An 18,788-nucleotide genomic window follows, 5' to 3' on the forward strand; every position below is an offset into this window, starting at 1 on the left:
CGGAATGAACATCGTCGAGGCCGTCGGCCTGGGCCTGCGCACTCGCCGCGGCTGGGTCTACCGGGACGTCGACCTCACCGCCGCGAGCGGTGAGCTGCACGCCGTCACCGGCCCGCCCGGCAGCGGACGGACCTCGCTGCTGCTCACGCTGGCCGGGCGCTTCCCGCACAACCACGGCGAGCTGCGCCGCCGCGGCCCGGCCGCGCTCGGCCAGGTGGCCGGCGTGCACGAACCCGACCCGACGCTCACCGTCGCCGAGCACATCACCGAACGCCTGCTGCTGCTCGGCCCGGTGCCGCGCCGCCGGCGCCGCCTCGTGCCGGTGGCAGCGGTCCGGGCCCGCCGGGCCTACCGCCGCGACGCCTACGCCGCCGCCATCGCCGGCGCCGGACTCACCGACGCGCCGCTGGACCCCGACCGGTACGGCCGCGACCTCACCCCGGTCGAGCGGCAGGTGCTCGGGCTCGTGCTCGCCAGCCTCGGCGGCCCCAGCCTGATCGTCGCCGACGACGTGGACGCCGGCGCCGACCGCCCCGAGCGGGAGTGGATGTGGGGCGCGCTGGAGCGCCTCGCCGACCAGGGGTACGCCGTGGTCGCCAGCGCCCGCACCGTCGAACCCGGAGTCGCCGCCACCGTGCACCGCATCGGCGACCCGGTTCCGCCCGTTCCCGCCCTGACCGTTCCCACCGAGCCCGCCGAGGTGCCCGCATGAGCGTCCTGCGACTGGCCGTGTTCGAGCTGCGACGGATGACCCGGGGCCGGCTGCCACGCGCCGCCCTGGCGGTGCTCACCATCGTCCCGCTGCTCTACGGCGCCCTCTACCTGTACGCGTTCTGGGATCCCTACGGGAAGATGGACCGGATCCCGGTCGCCCTGGTCGACGCCGACCGTCCGGCCACCGCCGGTGACGGCAGCGAGGTGCACGCCGGCCGCGACCTCACCGAGAAGCTGCTCGACCGCAAGGTCTTCGGCTGGACCGTCACCGACCAGGCCGACGCCACCAAGGGGCTGCGCGACGGGCGCTACCACCTGGTCTTCTCCATCCCGGAGGACTTCTCCGCCACCCTCGCCGCCGGCCCGGAACCGGACCGCCCGGCCCGGCAGGGCGAGCTGAAGGTCGTCAACGACGACGCCACCAACTACCTCTCCGGCCTGCTCGCCCGGTCGGCGTTCAGCGAGATCCGGGCCGCCGCCGCGCAGAGCACCGCCGCCACGTACTTCGACAAGATGCTGATCGGCTTCACCGACGCCAAGGCCGAGACCGGACGCGCCGCCGACGGCGCCGGGAGGATCGCCGACGGGCTCGGCAGCTCCCAGCAGGGCGCGGGAAAGATCGCCGACGGGCTCGGTGACGCCGAGGACGGCGCCGGGCAGCTCGCCGGTGGACTCAACCAGTCGGTCCAGGGCGCGGACAAGCTCGCCAAGGGCCTCGACCAGCTACGGACCGGCGCCGCCCAGCTCGCCGACGGCGCCGGCCGCGCCGCCACCGAGACCAAGGCCGCCGCGGCCACCGTGAACGCCGCCGCCGACAAGTACGAGCCGGTGCTGCGCCGCAACGCCGACAAGATCGAGAAGGCGGCCACACTGGTCGCCGACGGCGCGCAGCAGCTCGCCGCCGGGCTGGACGCGCTGCCGGGCAAGGCCGCCGAGGTGGTCGCGACCGCCGAGGAGATCCGCGACCGGCTCGACGCGGTCGCGAAGGAACACCCCGAACTGTCCGACAACCCGGACTTCGCCGCCGCCCGCAAGGCCGCCGACCGGGCCGTCACGCAGGCCCGCTCCGTGGTGGCCGCGCTGGACAAGACCGACATGGCCACGCTGCGCAAGCAGATGACGGACGTGGCGAAGACCGCCCGCGAGGTGGCCGCCGCCGCGCCGCACCTGGCCGACGACGTCGCCTCCGCCCGCGCCAAGGTCAACGAGCTGGCCGGCGGGCTCGCCACACTGGCCCAGGGCAGCGCCAAGCTCCGCGACGGGCTGGGCGACGCGTCGACCGGCGCGACCGAGCTGCGCGGCGGCCTCTACCGGCTCGCCACCGGCGCCCGCCAGCTCGACGGCGGCCTGGCCCAGCTCGGCAGCGGCAGCAACCGCCTGGTCGACGGGCTGACCCGGCTGGAGGGCGGCGCCGGCGACCTCGCCGACGGGCTCGCCGCCGGGGAGCGGAAACTACCCGGGTACGACGACGCGGCCACTCGCGCCGGCGTGCTCGGTGACCCGGTCGGCCTGATCCGCGACTCGCAGAACCCGGCCGGCTCGTACGGCGTGGGCTTCGCCCCGTACTTCCTGTCGCTGGCGCTCTGGGTCGGCGCGATGATCACGTACATGCTGTTGCGGCCGGTCAACCGGCGGCACGTGATGTCCGGCGCGCCCGGCTGGCGGGTCGTGCTCGCCGGGTGGCTCCCGGCCGCCGGCATCGGCCTGGCCCAGGTCACGGTGCTCTACACGGTGGTGACGCTCGGCCTCGGGCTCGACCCGAGGCACGGCCCGGCCACGTTCGGGCTGCTCGCCCTCACCTCGCTGGCGTTCACCGCGATCATGCAACTGCTCGGCGTGGCGCTCGGCCCGGCCGGCCGGCTGGCCGCGCTGGCGCTGCTGATGCTCCAGCTCACCTCGTCCGGCGGCACCTACCCGGTGCAGACCTCGCCCGGCTTCTTCCAGGCCGTCCACCCCTGGCTGCCGATGACGTACGTGGTGGACGGCCTGCGGCACACCATCAACGGCGGTACGACCGCCCCGGTGGTCGCCGCCGCGCTGGTGCTGCTCGCGTTCGGGCTGGGCGCGATGGCGCTCACCGTCGGCGCGGCCCGCCGGTCCCGCCGGCTGACCCCGTCGAAGCTGCACCCCGAACTGACCATGTGAGGATGAGCCGGTGACGGACGGACGGACACGCCGGCGCGAGGACACCCGCCAGCGCCTCTTCGTGGCGGCGGTGGACCTCATCGCCGAGCAGGGCTTCTCGGCCACCACCGTGGACGACATCGCGGCCCGCGCCGGTGTGGCCAAGGGGACCGTCTACTACAACTTCGAGTCCAAGACCGTCCTGTTCGAGGAACTGCTGCGGCACGGCATCGGCCTGCTCACCGCCGAGTTCCGGGCCGCCGTCGACGGGCTGCCGCCGCTGGAGGCGCTCGGCGCGCTGGTCCGCGCCCAGCTGGAGTACATCCGCCGCTACCGCGCCTTCGCCCAGCTCCTGCTCTCGGAGATGTGGCGGACCAACAGGGAGTGGCAGCAGACGCTGCGGCTGCTGCGCGGCGAGGCCATCGCGGTGATCGCCGACACCGTGCAGGCCGGCGTGGACAGTGGCGACCTCCCGGCCGACCTGGACGTGCGTACCGCGAGTTCGGCGCTGTTCGGCGTCGGGCTGGTGGTAGCAGTGGACTGGCTGGTCTTCTCGCCGGAGCGGCCGATCGACGAGGTGCAGGAGTCGCTGCTCGGCATCGTCCGGCGGGTCGCCCGGACCTGACCAAGGGCCGGTAATTCGGTTGAATCCGGGTCGCCGTGAGGACGAGGCTGGGGACACCGCCCCCACCGAGCCGAGTCCGGAGGACCTTCCATGCGCCTGCTCCGAGATCTCTGGGCCACGGCGCCCCGGCGGATGACGGCGGTCCTGCTGCTGATCGTGCTCGGCGCCGCCGGCCAGGCGGCCGCCTCCGCGCTGGCCGGGCCGGTGCTGGTGCACCGCTCGTCCGGCTGGTTCGTCGCGCTCGCGGTGGCGCTCGTCGCCGCTGTCGTCACCGACCTGCTGATCGGGCTGATCATGGCCCGGCTCACCGCCGACTGGTCGGCCGACGTGCGGCGGCGGCTCTGCCGGGTCGCGCTCGGCCAGGACCTGCCCACCCTGGAGACCACACCGGTCGGCGAACTGCTCGACCGGATCGACAACGACGTCTACCAGGTCGCCGCCGAGATGCGGAACACCGGCGTACGGCTGGCGCAGGGCCTCGCGGTCTGCGTCCTCGCGACGGTGAGCGCGCTGATCGTCTGGTGGCCCGCCGGTGTCGGCATGATCGTGCTCACCTCCCTGCTCGCGGTGACGCTGCGCCGCCCGACCGCCCGTATCGCCCCGGCCCGGATGGCCGAGGAGGAGGCGTGGTCCGACCTCGCGGCCGTGATGGAGGAGGCGGTGCACGGGCAGGACGACGTGCGCACCAGCCTCGCCCGTCCGTACGTGCTGCGTCTCTACGCCCGCCGCGCGGCCGAGGTGATCGCCCGGTGCGTCCGGGTGTTCCGGCTCTCCGCGCGGGTCACCGCGATCGCCGCCGGCGCGGTCGGGCTCGGCGTCGCGGGCGTGGTGCTGGGCGGCGCGTGGGCGCTGGCCACCGGCCGGGTGGACGCCGCGCGGCTCACCGCGATCTGGCTGCTGGCCGTCGCGTTCGGCGCGACTGTCGAGCAGATCGCCCGCTGGGTGCCGCACCTGCAACAGGCGTTCGGCGCCTGGGGCCGGGTGCAACTGCTTGCCGGATCGCCGCAGGAGCCGGACGGCGGCGACGCCCCGGTCGACGGCGACCTGACCGTGCGCGGGCTCACCTACCGCTACCCGTCCGGCGGGGACGACCGCGGTCCGGCGCTGCGCGACGTCCACCTCGACTTCGTCCGCGGGCGCTCGTACGCGCTCGTCGGGCGGACCGGCTCGGGCAAGTCGACGCTGGCAAAGGTGCTCACCCGGGCGGTGGAGGTACCGCGCGGCACGGTGTTCCTCGGCGGCACCGACCTGGTCGACCTGGACGTGGAGGAACTGCGCCGGTGGATCGCCGTGGTGCCGCAGCGCACCGAGATCCTGGCCGGCACGCTCGCCGAGAACGTGGCGCTGTTCGATCCGGAGCTGCTGGACGCGGCCGAGCGGGCGCTGGCCGAGCTGGGCCTGGCCGGCTGGATCGCCGAGCTGCCCGACGGCGTGCACACCCGGCTCGGCGACGGCGGCTACGTGCTCTCCGCCGGGCAGGAGCAACTCGTCGCGTTCGCCCGCATCCTGGTCCGCGACCCGCACGTGGTGATCCTCGACGAGGCCACCGCGCGGCTCGACCCGGTCACCGAGAACCGCGTACGAGAGGCCACCGAACGGCTGCTCACCGACCGGATCGGCATCGTCATCGCGCACCGGCTCTCCTCGGTGCGCCGCTGCGACGAGGTGGTCGTGATGGCCGACGGCGCGGTGCTGGAGGCCGGTCCGCTGCGCGAGTCGGCCCGCTTCGCCGAGCTGCTCGCCACCAGCCACGCCGGGGCGTACGCCGGGGTGGGCGCCCGGCGCGGCGGCGTGGACCTGCTCGACGTGCCCGCCTGGGACGACGCGCCCGCCACGCCGGCCGCGCCCGCGACGCGGCCGGCGGCCGTGCCGCGCGCCGACCCGCCACCGGCGCCGCCCGCGCCGCCCGCGCGGACCATGCGGGAGATCTTCCGGCTGGCCGTCAACGATCCTCGATACGGCCTGCTCTCGGTCGGCCTGTTCGTCGTGATGACGGTGCTCGGCCTGGACGGCGCGGTCCTGCCCTGGCTCTGGGCCGACCTGGTCGGCGGCGGCGACCCGTGGCTGCCCGCGCTGGGCATCGTGGCCGCGCTGCTGGTGGTGCTGCCGCTGCCGTACCTGACGAACCTGTGGTTCCCGCAGTGGTGGATCCGGCAGATGCTGCGGATCAGCGCCCGGCTGGTGCACGGGCAGACCGGCGCGCGCCGGGTCAGCGGGCACACCCCGGCCGAGGTGGTGGCCCAGGGCGGCGACACCGACCGGGTGGTGCACCTGGCCGACAACCTGATGGACCAGTTCATCTCGCTGGTCATCGTGGTCGCCATGACGCTGGTGACCGGCAGTCTCGTACCGGCGATGTTCTTCGTCGGCACGATGGTCGTCTCCGGGCTGGCGGCGACGCTGTTCGGGCCCCGGCTGGAACGCACCGCGGCCGGCACGGTGAAGGCGCGCGCCGCGTTCGCCACCGCGCTGGTCTCCGCGCTGTCCGCCGCCCGTACGGTGAAGCTGGCCGGCGCCACCCGCCCGGTGCTGCGCCACCTCGCCCGGCTGGACGAGGTACGCAGCGAGCGGCAGCGGCGCGAGATCGCCATGCAGGTGTGGGCCCGGTCCACCCCGTCGGTCGCCAGCGGCCTGCTGCCGATCGGCGCGTGGGCGCTCTACCTGGCCGGTGAGCTGTCCGCGGGTGCCACGCTGGTGGCCGTGTCCACGCTGGGCGCGGCCCGCTGGTTCGCGTGGACCACCGCGTCGCTGGTGTCGCAGTACCCGTCGGCGCGGGTGTGGACCAAGCGGACGGTGGCGATGACCGGCGAGGCCGTGTACGCGGCGCCGGTGCCCGGCCTGGATCTGGTCGCCGGCACCGCGCCCGCGCCCGAGCCGCCGCCCCGGCACCCGCTGCGCCGCATGGAGCTGGCCGGCTTCGGTGCGCTGCACTCCGACGGCACGCTCGCCGTCCGCGACGTGGACCTGGTGGTCGAGCGCGGGCAGCTGGTGCTGGTCGTCGGCCCGGTCGGGTCCGGCAAGTCGTCGCTGCTGCGCGCGCTGGCCGGGATCGTGCACCACGTCGGCGAACTGCGCTGGAACGGCGACCCGGTCACCGAGCCGGAGATGTTCCTGCGCCCCAACCAGGTCGGGTACGTGGGCCAGCTGCCCCGGGTGCTCTCCGGCACGGTGGCCGACAACATCGCGCTCGGCCACCAGGTGGACGCCGCCGGGGCGGTCACTACCGCCCAGCTCGAACACGACCTGGCCGCCGCCGGGGGTGGGCTCGGGCTGCTGATCGGGCACAAGGGCACCCGGTTGTCAGGCGGTCAGCTCCAGCGGCTGGCGCTGGCCCGGGCGCTCGCCCCGCGTACCGAACTGCTGGTGGCCGACGACGTGTCGTCGGCGCTGGACGTGAGCACGGAGCTGGCGCTGTGGGGGGCGTTGCGCGAGCACGGGGTGACTGTGGTCGGCTCGACCGCGAAGCGGGCCGCGCTGGTCCGGGCCGACCACGTGGTGGTGCTGATCGACGGCACCGTGGCCGACCAGGGCACCTGGACCGACCTGGAACCCCGCTGGAACCACCTGGCCGGCTGACCTCTCGGGGTCTTCCCCGTCGCACGGGCGGGGCGGACGGTCAGAAGGCTCGGGTGTACTGGTCGGGCCAGGTGGGGGCGGCGCCGAGCTTGGCGGCGGCGCGGCGCGGCCAGTACGGGTCGCGCAGCAGTTCCCGGCCCAGCAGCACCAGGTCCGCCTCGCCGCCGGCCACGATCTGCTCGGCCTGCTCGGGCTCGACGATCAGGCCCACCGCGCCGGTCGGCACCCCGGCGTCGCGGCGGATCCGGGCGGCCAGCGGCACCTGGTAGCCGGGTCCGACCGGGATGGACGCCTTGACCGCCGCGCCGCCCGAGGACGTGTCGACCAGGTCGACTCCGGCGGCGGCCAGTTCCCCGGCGAGCACCACGCTGTCGTCGACGGTCCAGCCGTCGTCGGTCCAGTCGGTGGCGGAGATCCGGGTCAGCACCGGCACTGATTCGCCGACGGCGGCGCGTACCGCGCGGGCCACGTCGAGAGTGAGCCGCATCCGGGCGGCCCGGTCACCGCCGTAGCCGTCGGTGCGCCGGTTGGTCAGCGGGGACAGGAACTCGTGCAGCAGGTAGCCGTGCGCGGCGTGGATCTCCACGGCGGCGAACCCGGCGTCGAGCGCCCGCCCGGCGGCGGTGGCGAAGGCGTCCACCACCGCGGCGATGCCCGACTCGTCCAGCGCGGTCGGCGTGCGGTACTCCGGTACGAACGGCTGGTCGCCCGGGCCGACCGGGGTCCAGCCGCCCTCGGCGTCCGGCACGCCGCCGCGCGCCGGTGCCCACGGCCGGTACGTGGACGCCTTGAACCCGGCGTGCGCGAGCTGCACGGCCGGCACCGCACCCTGACCGGCGACGAACGCGGTGATCGGCCGCCACGCGTCGACGTGTGCGTCGGACCAGAGCCCGGTGTCCTGCGGGCTGATCCGGCCCTCGGGCACCACAGCCGTCGCCTCGGTGATGACGAGCCCGGCCCCGCCGACCGCGCGGGAGCCGAGGTGGACCCGGTGCCAGTCGGTGGGCAGGCCGTCGGGTCCGGCGCTGTACTGGCACATGGGCGCCAGCGCGATCCGGTTGGGCAGCGTGACGCCGCGCAGGGCGAGCGGGGTGAACAGGGCGCTCATTGGCGAGGATCCTCCGGTCATGACTTCGGGTGCGCCCCGGTTTCGCGGGACGCACCCGAAGAGGTGTGGATCAGGCGGGTACGGGGTCGAGCCGCTCGGTCTCGACCGGCTCGATCAGGTCGCGCTTGCCGGCCGAGTCGTACGCGGCCCGGTCGAGCGTGCCCTCCCGGGCAGCCACGATGGTCGGCACCACCGCTTGCCCGGCCACGTTCGTGGCGGTGCGGATCATGTCCAGGATCGGGTCGATGGCCAGCAGCAGGCCGGCCCCGGCCAGCGGCAGGCCGAGCGTGCTCAGGGTCAGCGTCAGCATGACGATCGCGCCGGTCAGGCCGGCGGTCGCGGCCGAGCCGACCACCGAGACGAACGCGATCAGCAGGTAGTCGGTGACGCCCAGGTTCACGCCGAACACCTGCGCCACGAAGATCGCGGCGAGCGCCGGGTAGATGGCGGCGCAGCCGTCCATCTTCGTGGTGGCGCCGAACGGCACCGCGAAGGAGGCGTACTCGCGGGGGACGCCGAGGCGCTCGACCGAGCGCTGGGTCACCGGCATGGTGCCCACCGAGGAGCGGGAGACGAACGCCAGCTCGATGGCGGGCCAGGCGCCGGCGAAGAAGCGCAGCGGGTTGAGCTTGCCGGCCACGGCGAGCAGCACCGGGTAGACCACGAACAGCACCAGCGCGCAGCCGACGTAGACGGCCGTGGTGAACTTCGCGAGCGGGGCGAGCAGGTCCCAGCCGTACGAGGCGACGGCGTTGCCGATCAGGCCGAGCGTGCCGATCGGGGCGAGCCGGATGACCCACCAGAGCGCCTTCTGCACGATCGACAGCAGCGAGCGGTTGAGCGCCACGAACGGCTCGGCGGCGTCGCCGACGAGCAGCGCGGCGGCGCCCACCACCAGGGCGAGGAAGACGATCTGCAGGACGTTGCCCTCGACGAACGCGCCGACCGGGTTGGTCGGGACGATGCCGGTGAGGAAGTCGATCCAGGAGCCGGTGGTCTTCGGCGCGGTGGCGCCGGCCGGGTCCAGGTCGACGCCCCGGCCCGGGTCGGTGAGCAGGCCGATGCCGATGCCGATGCTCACCGCGATCAGCGCGGTGACGGCGAACCAGAGCAGCGTCTTGACTGCGAGCCGGGCGGCGTTGGCGACGCCGCGCAGGCTCACCACGCTGACCACGATGGCGGTGAAGACAAGCGGCGGCACGGCGAGCTTGAGCAGCTGGACGAAGAGGCCGCCGACGGTGTCGAGCGTGCTGGTCAGCCAGGCGAGGTCGGCGGCGCGGGCGAGGAAACCGAGCGCCACGCCGAGCACGAGGCCGAGCAGGATCTGGACGGAGAAGGGGATTCTGCGCAGGGCGGAAGTCATGGGGACGGATCCAAGGTCTGGAGAGGGAAGGCGGGCGTCGGGGGCGTGGAGCTACGCCGGACAGACGCCGCTGGCCTGCCGTCGGAGATCGACGTACAGGCGCTCGGTGAGGCACCAGACATTGGTCATCGTCGCGACACGTTACTCCCCTCCGGCGCCGGAACGGAAGGACCGTCGCCGGTGAGGCTCCTTACAGCCAGGTAGCCGGCGGTGACCAGTCCCCAGGCCGCCACCACGACCAGCAGCACCCGTTCCGACACCCCGAGCAGCGTGCTGCGCCCGACCAGCAGCAACGCCAGCGCGACCACGGCGGCAACCGGCAGTGCCAGCCCCGCGCCGACCGCGGCGATCCGCCGCAGCCCTTGGTCCGCCACCCGGGAGAACAGCACCACGAGCATGGCGAACACCACGGCGGCGGTCGCCGCGATGCTGGCCCCGCCGTGGACCAGGTCGGCCACCGTGGGGGCCTCGAACGGCGGCAGCGGGCAGCCCTCGCTGCACGTGACAGCGCCCGAGAGCACAGTGGCGACCGCGCCGACGCCGAGCAGCCCGGCCGCCGCGCGCAACCCCGGTGGCAACGCCCCGGCGAGCAGCAGCAGCGACGCGGCCACCGAGAAGATTCCGATCCGGTACGCCCCGGCGTACCCGCTGTCCGTGATGCCCGCTTCGCTCACGTACCCGGCGGGGCCCGGACCGGGACCGGCGATCACCGCAACGGTCACCGCGCCGACGCCTGCGGCCAGGCAGACGGCGGCGAACGCGGCGGCGATCCGGCGGCCTGTGTCCTCAGCCACGTCCGTGCGGGGTGGTCCAGCCGGACAGGTCGGGGCCGAGCGGCACGATCCGGGTCGGGTTGATCATGTCGTGGGTGGCGTAGTAGTGCCGCTTGATGTGGTCGAAGTCCACCGTCTCGCCGAAACCCGGCGTCTGGAACAGGTCCCGCGCGTACGCCCACAGCACCGGCATCTCGGTGAGCTTGCGCTCGTTGCACTTGAAGTGCCCGTGGTACGCCACGTCGAAGCGCACCAGCGTGGTGAACAGCCGCACGTCCGCCTCGGTGATCGCGTCGCCCATCAGGTAGCGCCGACCGGCCAGCCGCTCACTCAGCGCGTCCAGGCGGGCGAACAGCGCGGTGAACGCCTCGTCGTACGCCTCCTGCGAGGTGGCGAAGCCGCACCGGTAGACGCCGTTGTTGACGTCCCGGTGGATCTCCGCCATCAGCGCGTCCATCTCCGGGCGCAGCTCGACCGGGTAGAGATCGGGGGCGTCCGGCGCGTGGAACCGTCGCCACTCGGTCGAGAAGTCCAGCGTGAGCTGCGGATAGTCGTTCGTGACCACCCGCCCGGTGAGCGTGTCCACGAGCGCGGGCACCGTCACCCGGCCGGTGTAGTCCCTGTCGGTGGACAGGTACGCCTCGGACAGGAAGCCGATGCCGAGCACCGGGTCGAAGCCGTCCGGGTCGAGCGCGAACCGCCAGCCCCGCTCGTCCCGGATCGGGTCGACGGTGCCCAGCGAGATCACCTCGTCCAGCCCGAGCAGGCCGCGCACGATCCGGGCCCGGTGCGCCCACGGGCAGGCCCGGCACCAGATCAGCCGGTAGCGGCCCGCCTCCAGCGGCCAGCGTCCCTGCTCGTCCGGCCCGCCGCCCTCGGGTGACGTGGAGTGCGGGGTGACCCGGCCGGTGAACCGGTTGGGCTGGCGGACGAACGCGCCGCCGCCGCTTGTCTCTGCGCTGAACTGGGCCCCGGACATGCGGCAAACCTATCCGCTCCGGTCACGGATATCCTGGCGCCGGGTACCCCCACCGACCCCTTCCCACCCCCCGAAGGACGTACGCGCGATGACAGTGGCCTATCTCGTTGCCGGAGTCCGCACCCCGATCGGCCGGTACGCCGGCGCTCTGGCCGGGGTCCGCCCCGACGACCTGGCCGCGCACGTCGTCCGCGAGCTGGTGGCCCGCCACCCCTCGGTCGACTGGGCCCGCACCGACGACGTGATCCTGGGCTGCGCCAACCAGGCCGGCGAGGACAACCGCAACGTGGCCCGGATGGCCGCGCTGCTCGGCGGCCTGCCGGAGGAGGTGCCGGGCAGCACCGTCAACCGGCTCTGCGGCTCCGGCCTGGACGCGCTCGCCTCCGCCGCCCGCGCGATCGTCGCCGGTGAGGCCGACCTGGTGGTGGCCGGCGGCGTGGAGAGCATGAGCCGGGCGCCGTTCGTCATGCCGAAGGCGGCCACGCCGTTCGCCCGCACCGCCGAGGTGTACGACACCACGATCGGCTGGCGGCTGGTCAACCCGCTGATGCGTAGGGGCTGGGGCATCGACTCGATGCCGGAGACGGCGGAGAACGTCGCCGCCGAGTTCGGCGTGGACCGGGCCGCGCAGGACGCCTTCGCGTACCGGTCGCAGCAGCGGGCCGCCAAGGCGCAGGCCGACGGCCGGCTGGCCGAGGAGATCGTCCCGGTGACGGTGCCCGCCGGCAAGCGCGAGACGAAGCTGGTCGAGGCCGACGAGCACCCGCGCGAGACGACGCTTGCGAAGCTGGCCGCGCTGCCCACCCCGTTCCGTGAGGGCGGCACTGTCACCGCCGGGAACTCCTCCGGCGTCAACGACGGCGCCGTCGCGCTGCTCGTCGCCTCCGCGGCCGCCGTCGAACGCTACGGCCTCACCCCGCTGGCCCGGGTACGCGGCGCCGCGTCGGCAGGCGTACCGCCACGGATCATGGGCATCGGCCCGGTCCCGGCGACCCGCAAGCTGCTGGACCGGACGGGCCTGTCGCTCGCCGACGTGGACGTGATCGAGCTGAACGAGGCGTTCGCCGCGCAGTCCGTGGCGGTGCTGCGCGAGCTGGGCCTGCCGGAGGACGCCGAGCACGTCAACCCCGGCGGCGGGGCGATCGCGCTGGGGCACCCGCTCGGTGCCAGTGGCGCCCGGCTGGCGCTGACCGCCGCGCTGGAACTGCGCCGGCGGGGTGGCCGGCGGGCGCTCGCCACCATGTGCATCGGCGTCGGCCAGGGCATCTCGCTGCTGCTGGAATCGGCCGACTGAACCGGGCCGCCGGCATCGCCTCCAATGGATCTCCCGAACCCGGCCGTACCGGCCTAGAGTGGTCTGGACCACATGATCCGCCATCGACGGCGGACGACGACCTGGGGGACCGAGCGATGCAGACGCCGGAGAGCCTGCCCACCGAGATCGACCTGAGCCGGCCGAGCGCCGCCCGGGTCTACGACTACTTCCTCGGTGGGGCGCACAACTTCGAGATCGACCGGCAGCTCGCCGAACAGATCGCGGCCATGACGCCGAACCTGGCCGCCACCATGCGCTCCGGGCGGGAGTTCCTGCGCCGGGCCGTACGGGTGCTGCTCGACGCCGGCATCGACCAGTTCCTCGACATCGGCTCCGGCATCCCCACCGTCGGCAACGTCCACGAGGTCGCCCAGGCGGCCGACCCGGACGCCCGGATCGTGTACGTCGACATCGACCCGGTCGCGGTGGCGCACAGCCACGAACTGCTCGCCGGCAACGACCGGGCCACGGCGGTCCTGGCCGACCTGCGCGAGCCGAAGCTGATCCTGGACCACGCCGCCGCCAGCGGCCTGATCGACTTCGAGCGGCCGCTGGGCATCCTGCTCGCCGGCGTGGTGCACTTCGTGCCCGACGCCGACCGCCCGGCCGACATCCTGGCCACCCTGCGCGCCGCCGCCGCGCCCGGCAGCTACCTGGTCATCTCCCACTCCACGTTCGAGGACCAGCCGCAGGAGATGCTGGACGCGCAGCGGCTGTCGGCGCGTACCGCCACGGAGATCACGCTGCGCTCGCGGGCCGAGATCACCGGCTTCTTCGGCGACTGGACGATCCTCGAACCGGGCGTGGTGCACATGCCGCTGTGGCGGCCCGACTCCCCGTCGGACGTGGACGAGCACCCGGAACGGTTCGGAGCCTTCGGCGGCGTCGCCCGGCACGACCGCACAGCCGGCTGAGCCCATGCGCGCCCCGGACAGCGACGGGGGAGACGTCAGCCGGCCCGGCGCCGCCGCGTACGCCGCCGAGTGGGCTCGCGCGGTGCGCCGCATCGGGTTCGTGCCGCTGAGCGCGGCCGAGACCGAGCGCCTGCTGGTGCCGCTCACCGAGCGGCTCGGTGAGGCCCTGCTCGCCCCCACCTTCTCCGCCCGTCCCGCGGAGGAGGTGGGGCGTGCCCTGGTCGAGGCGCACCTCACCGAGCCCGGCGTACTCGACTGGTCGGTGCAGGCGCTCGGTGACCGGTTCCTGCAGTGGGTGCTGCCGTCACGCACCGAGTCGCCGGAGCTGCGCGAGCGGGTGGCGCTGCTGCAGGGCGCGTTCGCCGCCGGCTTCGCCCGCGCGTTGCGCGACCGGGTCTTCAGCCAGCAGGAGCGGATCGCCCGGTCCGCGTGGCAGGCCCGGGACACCGTCGAGCAGGCGCTGCGGGACAGCGAGGCCCGCTTCCGGGCGGTCTTCACCGGCGCCGCCATCGGCATCGGCATCGCCGGGGTGGACGGGCAGATCATCGAGGTCAACCAGTCGTTCGCGGACATGCTCGGCTACGCCGTCGCGGAGATGCGGCGGATGAACGTGTCGGCGTTGTTCCACCCCGACGACGCGGCCGGGATGTGGGAGCTGTACCAGGAGCTGATCGAGGGCAAGCGGGACAGCGCGCGGGTGGAGAAGCGCTACTACCGCAAGGACGGCAGCGTGGTCTGGACCGACCTCGCGGTCTCGCTGATCCGGCACGACGACGGCAAGCCCCGGTTCACCGTCGCGATGGTGGAGGACATCACCCAGCGGTACGAGCTGCAGCAGCGGCTGCGCTTCCAGGCGCTGCACGACCCGCTGACCGGCCTGCCCAACCGCACGCTGTTCTTCGAGCAGCTCGGCGCGGTCTTCGAGGGCGCCGGCCCGGACCAGCGCGTCGGGCTCTGCTTCATCGACCTGGACGGCTTCAAGGCGGTGAACGACAGCCTCGGCCACGACCTGGGCGACCGGCTGCTCAAGGTGATCGCCCGCCGGCTCAGCGACTGCGTGGCCGGGCGCGGTCACCTGGTGGCCCGGATGGGCGGCGACGAGTTCGTCATCCTGGTCGACTCCGACGGCGGCATTGACGACGCGGTGGAGGTCGCCGAGCTGGCCCTGGCCGCGGTGTCCGCGCCGGTGCACGTCGGCGACCAGCAGCTCGCCGTGTCGGCGAGCATCGGCATCGTGGAGTGCCCGGCGGCGGAGACGAGCGTCGGTGACCTGATGAAGGCCGCCGACACCACGCTCTACTGGGCCAAGGCGGAGGGCCGGGGCCGCTGGGCGGTGTACGACCCGGAGCGCAGCGCCGCCGACATCGCCCGCTCCGCGCTGGCCGCGAACCTCCCCGCCGCGCTGGACCGGGGCGAGTTCGTGCTGCACTACCAGCCGATCGTGTCGCTGCTGGACGGCACGATGGTGGCGGTCGAGGCGCTGGTCCGCTGGCAGCACCCGGAGCTGGGACTGATCGGGCCGGACCGGTTCATCGGGCTGGCCGAGGAGACCGGCCTGATCGTCCGCCTCGGCGCCTGGGTGCTGCGTCAGGCGTGCCGCGACGCCGAGTCGTGGCGGCGCGCGTACCCGGACACCACGCCTGTTGTCAGCGTCAACCTGGCCGCCCGGCAGGCCGACGACCCGGCCATCGTGGAGACGGTGGCGGAGGCGTTGCAGCACACCGGCCTGCCGGCCGAGCTGTTGCAGCTGGAACTGACCGAGAGCGCCGTCATGGGCAGCGCCGGCGAGCCGCTGCGCACGCTGCACCAGCTCGCCGGACTCGGGCTGCGGCTGGCCATCGACGACTTCGGCACCGGCTACTCCAACCTCGCGTACCTGCGGCGGCTGCCGATCCACTGCGTGAAGCTGGCCGGTCCGTTCGTCGAGGGGATAAAGGGTGACGGCGGGGACGTGGTCGCCGACCACCGGGACGAGCGGATCGTGGACGCGCTGGTCCGGCTGGCGCACGCGCTGGAGCTGTCGGTGACGGCCGAGGCGGTGGAGACCGAGGTGCAGGCCGAGCGGCTGCGGGCGCTGCGCTGCGACACCGGGCAGGGCCGCCTCTTCGGCGCCCCGATGCCCGCCGACGGCATCCGCGCCCGCCTGGGCGGGTAGGAGAGAACGGTGAGCCTTACCGATTCGCAGGCAGTGGTGTCGGTGGTCGCCGCGCTGGCGATCGTCGCCGGCCTGGCCGGAGTGATCGTGCCGGGGCTGCCGGCACTGCCGCTGTGCTGGGGCGGCGTACTGGTGTGGACGCTGTTCGGCGACGCCGGACCGGGCCGCTGGGCGGTGCTCGCCGCCGCCACGGCGATCGCCGCCGGCGGCACCGTGCTCAAGTACCTCTGGCCGGGGCGCAACCTGAAGCGGACCGGCGTGCCCACCACCTCGCTGCTGGCCGGCGGGCTGCTCGGCGTGATCGGGTTCTTCGTGATCCCGGTGATCGGGCTGCCGATCGGCTTCGTCGGCGGCATCTTCGGCGCCGAACGGCTGCGACTCGGCGACACCCGCCTGGCCTGGCCGGCCACCGTGCAGGCACTCAAGGCGGCCGGGCTGTCCATGCTGCTGGAGTTCACCGCCGGCCTGATGATCGCCGCGCTGTGGGTCGCGGGGCTGCTGTTCGTCTGACCGTCGCCGGGCCACCCGGCGACCACCCCACCGGTACGGTCGACCGGATGCGGACAACCGTCCTGGGCGGCCTCGGCGCCTACCCCACCGCCCACCAGGCCTGCGCCGGCTTCCTCGTCGAACACGACGGCTTCCGGCTGCTGATCGACCCCGGATACGCGACGCTGCAACCGTTGCTGGCGCTCACGAGGGCGGAGCACGTCGACGCCGTCTACGTCAGCCACGGCCACCCCGACCACTGCGCGGACCTGCAACCGCTGATCCGCGCCCGGGTCCTCGCGAACCGGTCCGGGCCGCCCCTGCCGGTGTACGCCCCCACCGGCAGCCTCGCCGGACTGCTCGCGATCGACGAGCCGGGCCTGCTCGAACCCGGGTACCGGCTGACCGGGTTCACACCGGGGGAGACGCTCCGTCTCGGGCCGTACGAGGTGCGGACGTTCGCGTTGCCGCACTGGCTGCCGAACGCCGGAGCCCGGTTCTCGGCGGCGGGCCTGGTGCTCGCCTACACCGGGGACACCGGACCCAGCCCGGCGCTGGTGGAACTGGCCCGCGACGCGGATCTGCTGATCGCGGAGGCGACCTATCCGGACGACATCCCGCAGCGGCACGAGGGCAACCTGTCCAGCGCCGTCGAAGTCGGCCGGTACGCCGCCGAGGCCGGGGTGCGGCGCCTGCTGCTCACCCACCTGTGGCCGGGGACGGAGCCGCGGGAGGCGCTGGCCGCCGTACGGCGCGGGTTCGCCGGCCCGGTGGAGGTGGCAGCGCCCGGGCTGACGGTGGCAGTCGGCCGGTAGGGAGCGGCGGCGCGGGGCGTCCGGAGGGTACGGCCGATAGCCGTACATCAGTGAGAGAGAGGTGGACGCCGCGCGCCGCCGCGGACCGGGCGTTGCCGAGCGCCCGGTGCCGGCCCGTCGGGTCGGGCCTGGTCACGCCCACAATGATGCCCCGGGTGGGATCGGGCGACAACGCAATTACCGGGGTGCGTATTGACCGCCTTGATCGGCCGGGAGCACACTGCGAGCACTCGCACGAGGATCGCCTCGAGGAGGTGTGCAGTGGCCACGACGCCCGCGCCGACCGCCGAGCAGCCGATGGACGACGACGCCCGACGACTCGCCGAACTCGGCTACAAACAGGAGCTGCGCCGCAAGTGGAGCGGCTTCTCCAACTTCGCGATCTCGTTCTCCATCATCTCGATCCTGGCCGGCTGCTTCACCACGTTCGGCCAGGCGTGGAACAACGGCGGCCCGGTGGCGATCTCCTGGGGCTGGCCGCTGATCTCGCTGTTCATCCTGATCATCGGCTTCTGCCTGGCCGAACTGGTGTCCGCGTACCCGACCGCGGGCGGGATCTACTGGTGGGCGGCGACGATGGGCCGGCCGGTGCACGGCTGGTTCACCGGCTGGCTCAACCTGATCGGGCTGGTCGCGGTGACCGCGTCGGTCGACTACGGCTGCGCCACGTTCCTCAACCTGACGCTGTCGGCGCTGTTCGACGGCTGGGCCGGCACCGGGCACCAGACGTTCGGGCTGTTCGTGGTGATCCTCGCGCTGCACGGGCTGATCAACATCTACGGGCACCGCGTCATCGACGTACTCCAGAACGTCTCGGTCTGGTGGCACGTGGCCGGCGCGGCCGCCGTGGTGCTGATCCTTGTCCTGGTCCCGGACAACCACCAGAGCTTCCAGTTCGTGTTCACCGAGCGGTTCAACAACTCCGGCTTCGGTGACGGCGACACCGGCGGGCTGGCGTTCTGGTTCTACGTGCTGCCGCTGGGCTTCCTGCTCACGCAGTACACGATCACCGGCTTCGACGCCTGCGCGCACGTCTCCGAGGAGACGCGCGGCGCGTCGAAGGCCGCCGCGCAGGGGCTGTGGCGGTCGATCTTCTACTCCGCGGTGGGCGGCTGGATCCTGCTGCTGGCGTTCCTGTTCGCGGCCACCGACGTCGACGCGATCAACGAGGCGGGCGGCTTCTCCGGGGCGATCTTCGAGAGCGCGCTGACGCCGTTCTTCTTCAAGGCCGTCATCATCATCTCCACCATCGGGCAGTTCTTCTGCGGCATGAGCTGCGTGACGTCGATGTCGCGGATGGCGTACGCGTTCAGCCGCGACCGGGCGGTGCCCGGCTGGCGGCTGTGGTCGAAGGTGAACCGCAACGGCACGCCCGTCAACGCCATCATCGGAGCGACGCTGGCCGGGCTGGTGCTCACGCTGCCCGCGCTCTACCAGCGCGGCGGCATCCCGGTCGCGTTCTACGCGGTGGTCTCGGTCGCGGTGATCGGGCTGTACCTGTCCTTCATCATCCCGATCTTCCTGCGGCTGCGGATGGGCGACCGGTTCACCCCGGGCCCGTGGACGCTCGGCCGGCGCTACAAGCTGCTCGGCTGGATCGCGGTGGTCGAGATCGCTGTCATCTCGGTCTACTTCGTGCTGCCGATCGTCCCGGCCGGTGTGCCCGGCAACCCCGACTTCAGCTGGACGGCGGTGAACTACGCGCCCATCGCGATCGGCGGCGTGCTGCTCGGCGTCGCCATCTGGTGGTACGCCTCGGCCCGCAAGTGGTTCACCGGCCCGCGCCGCACGGTCGACCAGGCCGAACCCGAACCCGAACCCGCCGAGCCGTCGTGACG

The 18,788-nt window shown here is 73.6% G+C and carries 14 protein-coding genes; 10 read left to right on the plus strand and 4 right to left on the minus strand.

Going from position 1 to position 18,788, the window contains the following annotated elements:
* The first annotated feature begins 4 nt into the window (after window positions 1-4).
* The 4 genes from SM452_RS12610 (at window position 5) to SM452_RS12625 (ending at window position 7,039) form a co-directional block, all read left to right on the plus strand.
* Window positions 5-712 (plus strand): ATP-binding cassette domain-containing protein, encoded by a 708-nt coding sequence (locus SM452_RS12610; protein ID WP_262014823.1) that lies wholly within the window; start codon window positions 5-7, stop codon window positions 710-712.
* Entirely contained in the window at window positions 709-2,859 is a 2,151-nt protein-coding gene (locus tag SM452_RS12615; RefSeq protein WP_463839960.1) for a YhgE/Pip domain-containing protein, read from the plus strand. Before SM452_RS12610 ends, SM452_RS12615 begins: the two co-directional genes overlap by 4 nt.
* Before the next feature lie 10 nt (window positions 2,860-2,869).
* Window positions 2,870-3,463: a TetR/AcrR family transcriptional regulator gene (locus tag SM452_RS12620; protein WP_073830318.1), complete on the plus strand. Its 594-nt coding sequence runs from the start codon at window positions 2,870-2,872 to the stop codon at window positions 3,461-3,463.
* Between the two features lie 90 nt (window positions 3,464-3,553).
* A complete protein-coding gene (locus SM452_RS12625; protein ID WP_355506916.1) occupies window positions 3,554-7,039 on the plus strand; it encodes an ABC transporter ATP-binding protein in 3,486 nt (1,161 codons plus the stop codon).
* A gap of 40 nt (window positions 7,040-7,079) precedes the next feature.
* Here SM452_RS12625 and SM452_RS12630 read toward each other — a convergent pair whose 3' ends face one another.
* From SM452_RS12630 to SM452_RS12645, 4 genes are all read right to left on the minus strand, one after another.
* Window positions 7,080-8,147 (minus strand): NADH:flavin oxidoreductase/NADH oxidase, encoded by a 1,068-nt coding sequence (locus tag SM452_RS12630; RefSeq protein WP_262013650.1) that lies wholly within the window; start codon window positions 8,145-8,147, stop codon window positions 7,080-7,082.
* 70 nt (window positions 8,148-8,217) lie between these two features.
* Complete coding sequence (locus tag SM452_RS12635; RefSeq protein WP_355507198.1) at window positions 8,218-9,498, minus strand: dicarboxylate/amino acid:cation symporter; 1,281 nt, start codon at window positions 9,496-9,498, stop codon at window positions 8,218-8,220.
* Window positions 9,499-9,635: 137 nt separating this feature from the next.
* Entirely contained in the window at window positions 9,636-10,304 is a 669-nt protein-coding gene (locus SM452_RS12640) for a DUF998 domain-containing protein (protein WP_262013649.1), read from the minus strand.
* On the minus strand, window positions 10,297-11,262 hold the full coding sequence (locus tag SM452_RS12645) for a glutathione S-transferase family protein (protein ID WP_013284636.1): 966 nt from the start codon (window positions 11,260-11,262) through the stop codon (window positions 10,297-10,299). Before SM452_RS12645 ends, SM452_RS12640 begins: the two co-directional genes overlap by 8 nt.
* Before the next feature lie 88 nt (window positions 11,263-11,350).
* Between SM452_RS12645 and pcaF the strand changes: the two genes are divergently transcribed.
* The 6 genes from pcaF (at window position 11,351) to SM452_RS12675 (ending at window position 18,786) form a co-directional block, all read left to right on the plus strand.
* On the plus strand, window positions 11,351-12,556 hold the full coding sequence (pcaF, locus tag SM452_RS12650; protein WP_463839961.1) for a 3-oxoadipyl-CoA thiolase: 1,206 nt from the start codon (window positions 11,351-11,353) through the stop codon (window positions 12,554-12,556).
* A 116-nt stretch (window positions 12,557-12,672) separates the two neighbouring features.
* Window positions 12,673-13,491, plus strand: a complete 819-nt coding sequence (locus tag SM452_RS12655) for an SAM-dependent methyltransferase (protein WP_463839962.1) — start codon at window positions 12,673-12,675, stop codon at window positions 13,489-13,491.
* A 4-nt stretch (window positions 13,492-13,495) separates the two neighbouring features.
* On the plus strand, window positions 13,496-15,646 hold the full coding sequence (locus SM452_RS12660) for a putative bifunctional diguanylate cyclase/phosphodiesterase (RefSeq protein ID WP_355506920.1): 2,151 nt from the start codon (window positions 13,496-13,498) through the stop codon (window positions 15,644-15,646).
* 9 nt (window positions 15,647-15,655) lie between these two features.
* Window positions 15,656-16,156, plus strand: a complete 501-nt coding sequence (locus SM452_RS12665) for a DUF456 domain-containing protein (RefSeq protein ID WP_463839963.1) — start codon at window positions 15,656-15,658, stop codon at window positions 16,154-16,156.
* 47 nt (window positions 16,157-16,203) lie between these two features.
* The gene (locus SM452_RS12670) at window positions 16,204-16,950 is read left to right on the plus strand and encodes an MBL fold metallo-hydrolase (protein ID WP_262013644.1); all 747 of its coding nucleotides are present in this window, start codon (window positions 16,204-16,206) and stop codon (window positions 16,948-16,950) included.
* 261 nt (window positions 16,951-17,211) lie between these two features.
* A complete protein-coding gene (locus tag SM452_RS12675; protein WP_355506929.1) occupies window positions 17,212-18,786 on the plus strand; it encodes an amino acid permease in 1,575 nt (524 codons plus the stop codon).
* Window positions 18,787-18,788 lie beyond the last annotated feature (2 nt).

Source organism: Micromonospora sp. SYSU B005, assembly GCF_055362685.1.

Coding starts and splice junctions, on each gene's coding strand:
- SM452_RS12610 (WP_262014823.1), top strand. CDS start 5: ATGAACATCGTCGAGGCCGTCGGCCTGGGCCTGCGCACTCGCCGCGGC.
- pcaF (WP_463839961.1), top strand. CDS start 11,351: ATGACAGTGGCCTATCTCGTTGCCGGAGTCCGCACCCCGATCGGCCGG.
- SM452_RS12625 (WP_355506916.1), top strand. CDS start 3,554: ATGCGCCTGCTCCGAGATCTCTGGGCCACGGCGCCCCGGCGGATGACG.
- SM452_RS12670 (WP_262013644.1), top strand. CDS start 16,204: ATGCGGACAACCGTCCTGGGCGGCCTCGGCGCCTACCCCACCGCCCAC.
- SM452_RS12645 (WP_013284636.1), bottom strand. CDS start 11,262: ATGTCCGGGGCCCAGTTCAGCGCAGAGACAAGCGGCGGCGGCGCGTTC.
- SM452_RS12630 (WP_262013650.1), bottom strand. CDS start 8,147: ATGAGCGCCCTGTTCACCCCGCTCGCCCTGCGCGGCGTCACGCTGCCC.
- SM452_RS12615 (WP_463839960.1), top strand. CDS start 709: ATGAGCGTCCTGCGACTGGCCGTGTTCGAGCTGCGACGGATGACCCGG.
- SM452_RS12660 (WP_355506920.1), top strand. CDS start 13,496: ATGCGCGCCCCGGACAGCGACGGGGGAGACGTCAGCCGGCCCGGCGCC.
- SM452_RS12655 (WP_463839962.1), top strand. CDS start 12,673: ATGCAGACGCCGGAGAGCCTGCCCACCGAGATCGACCTGAGCCGGCCG.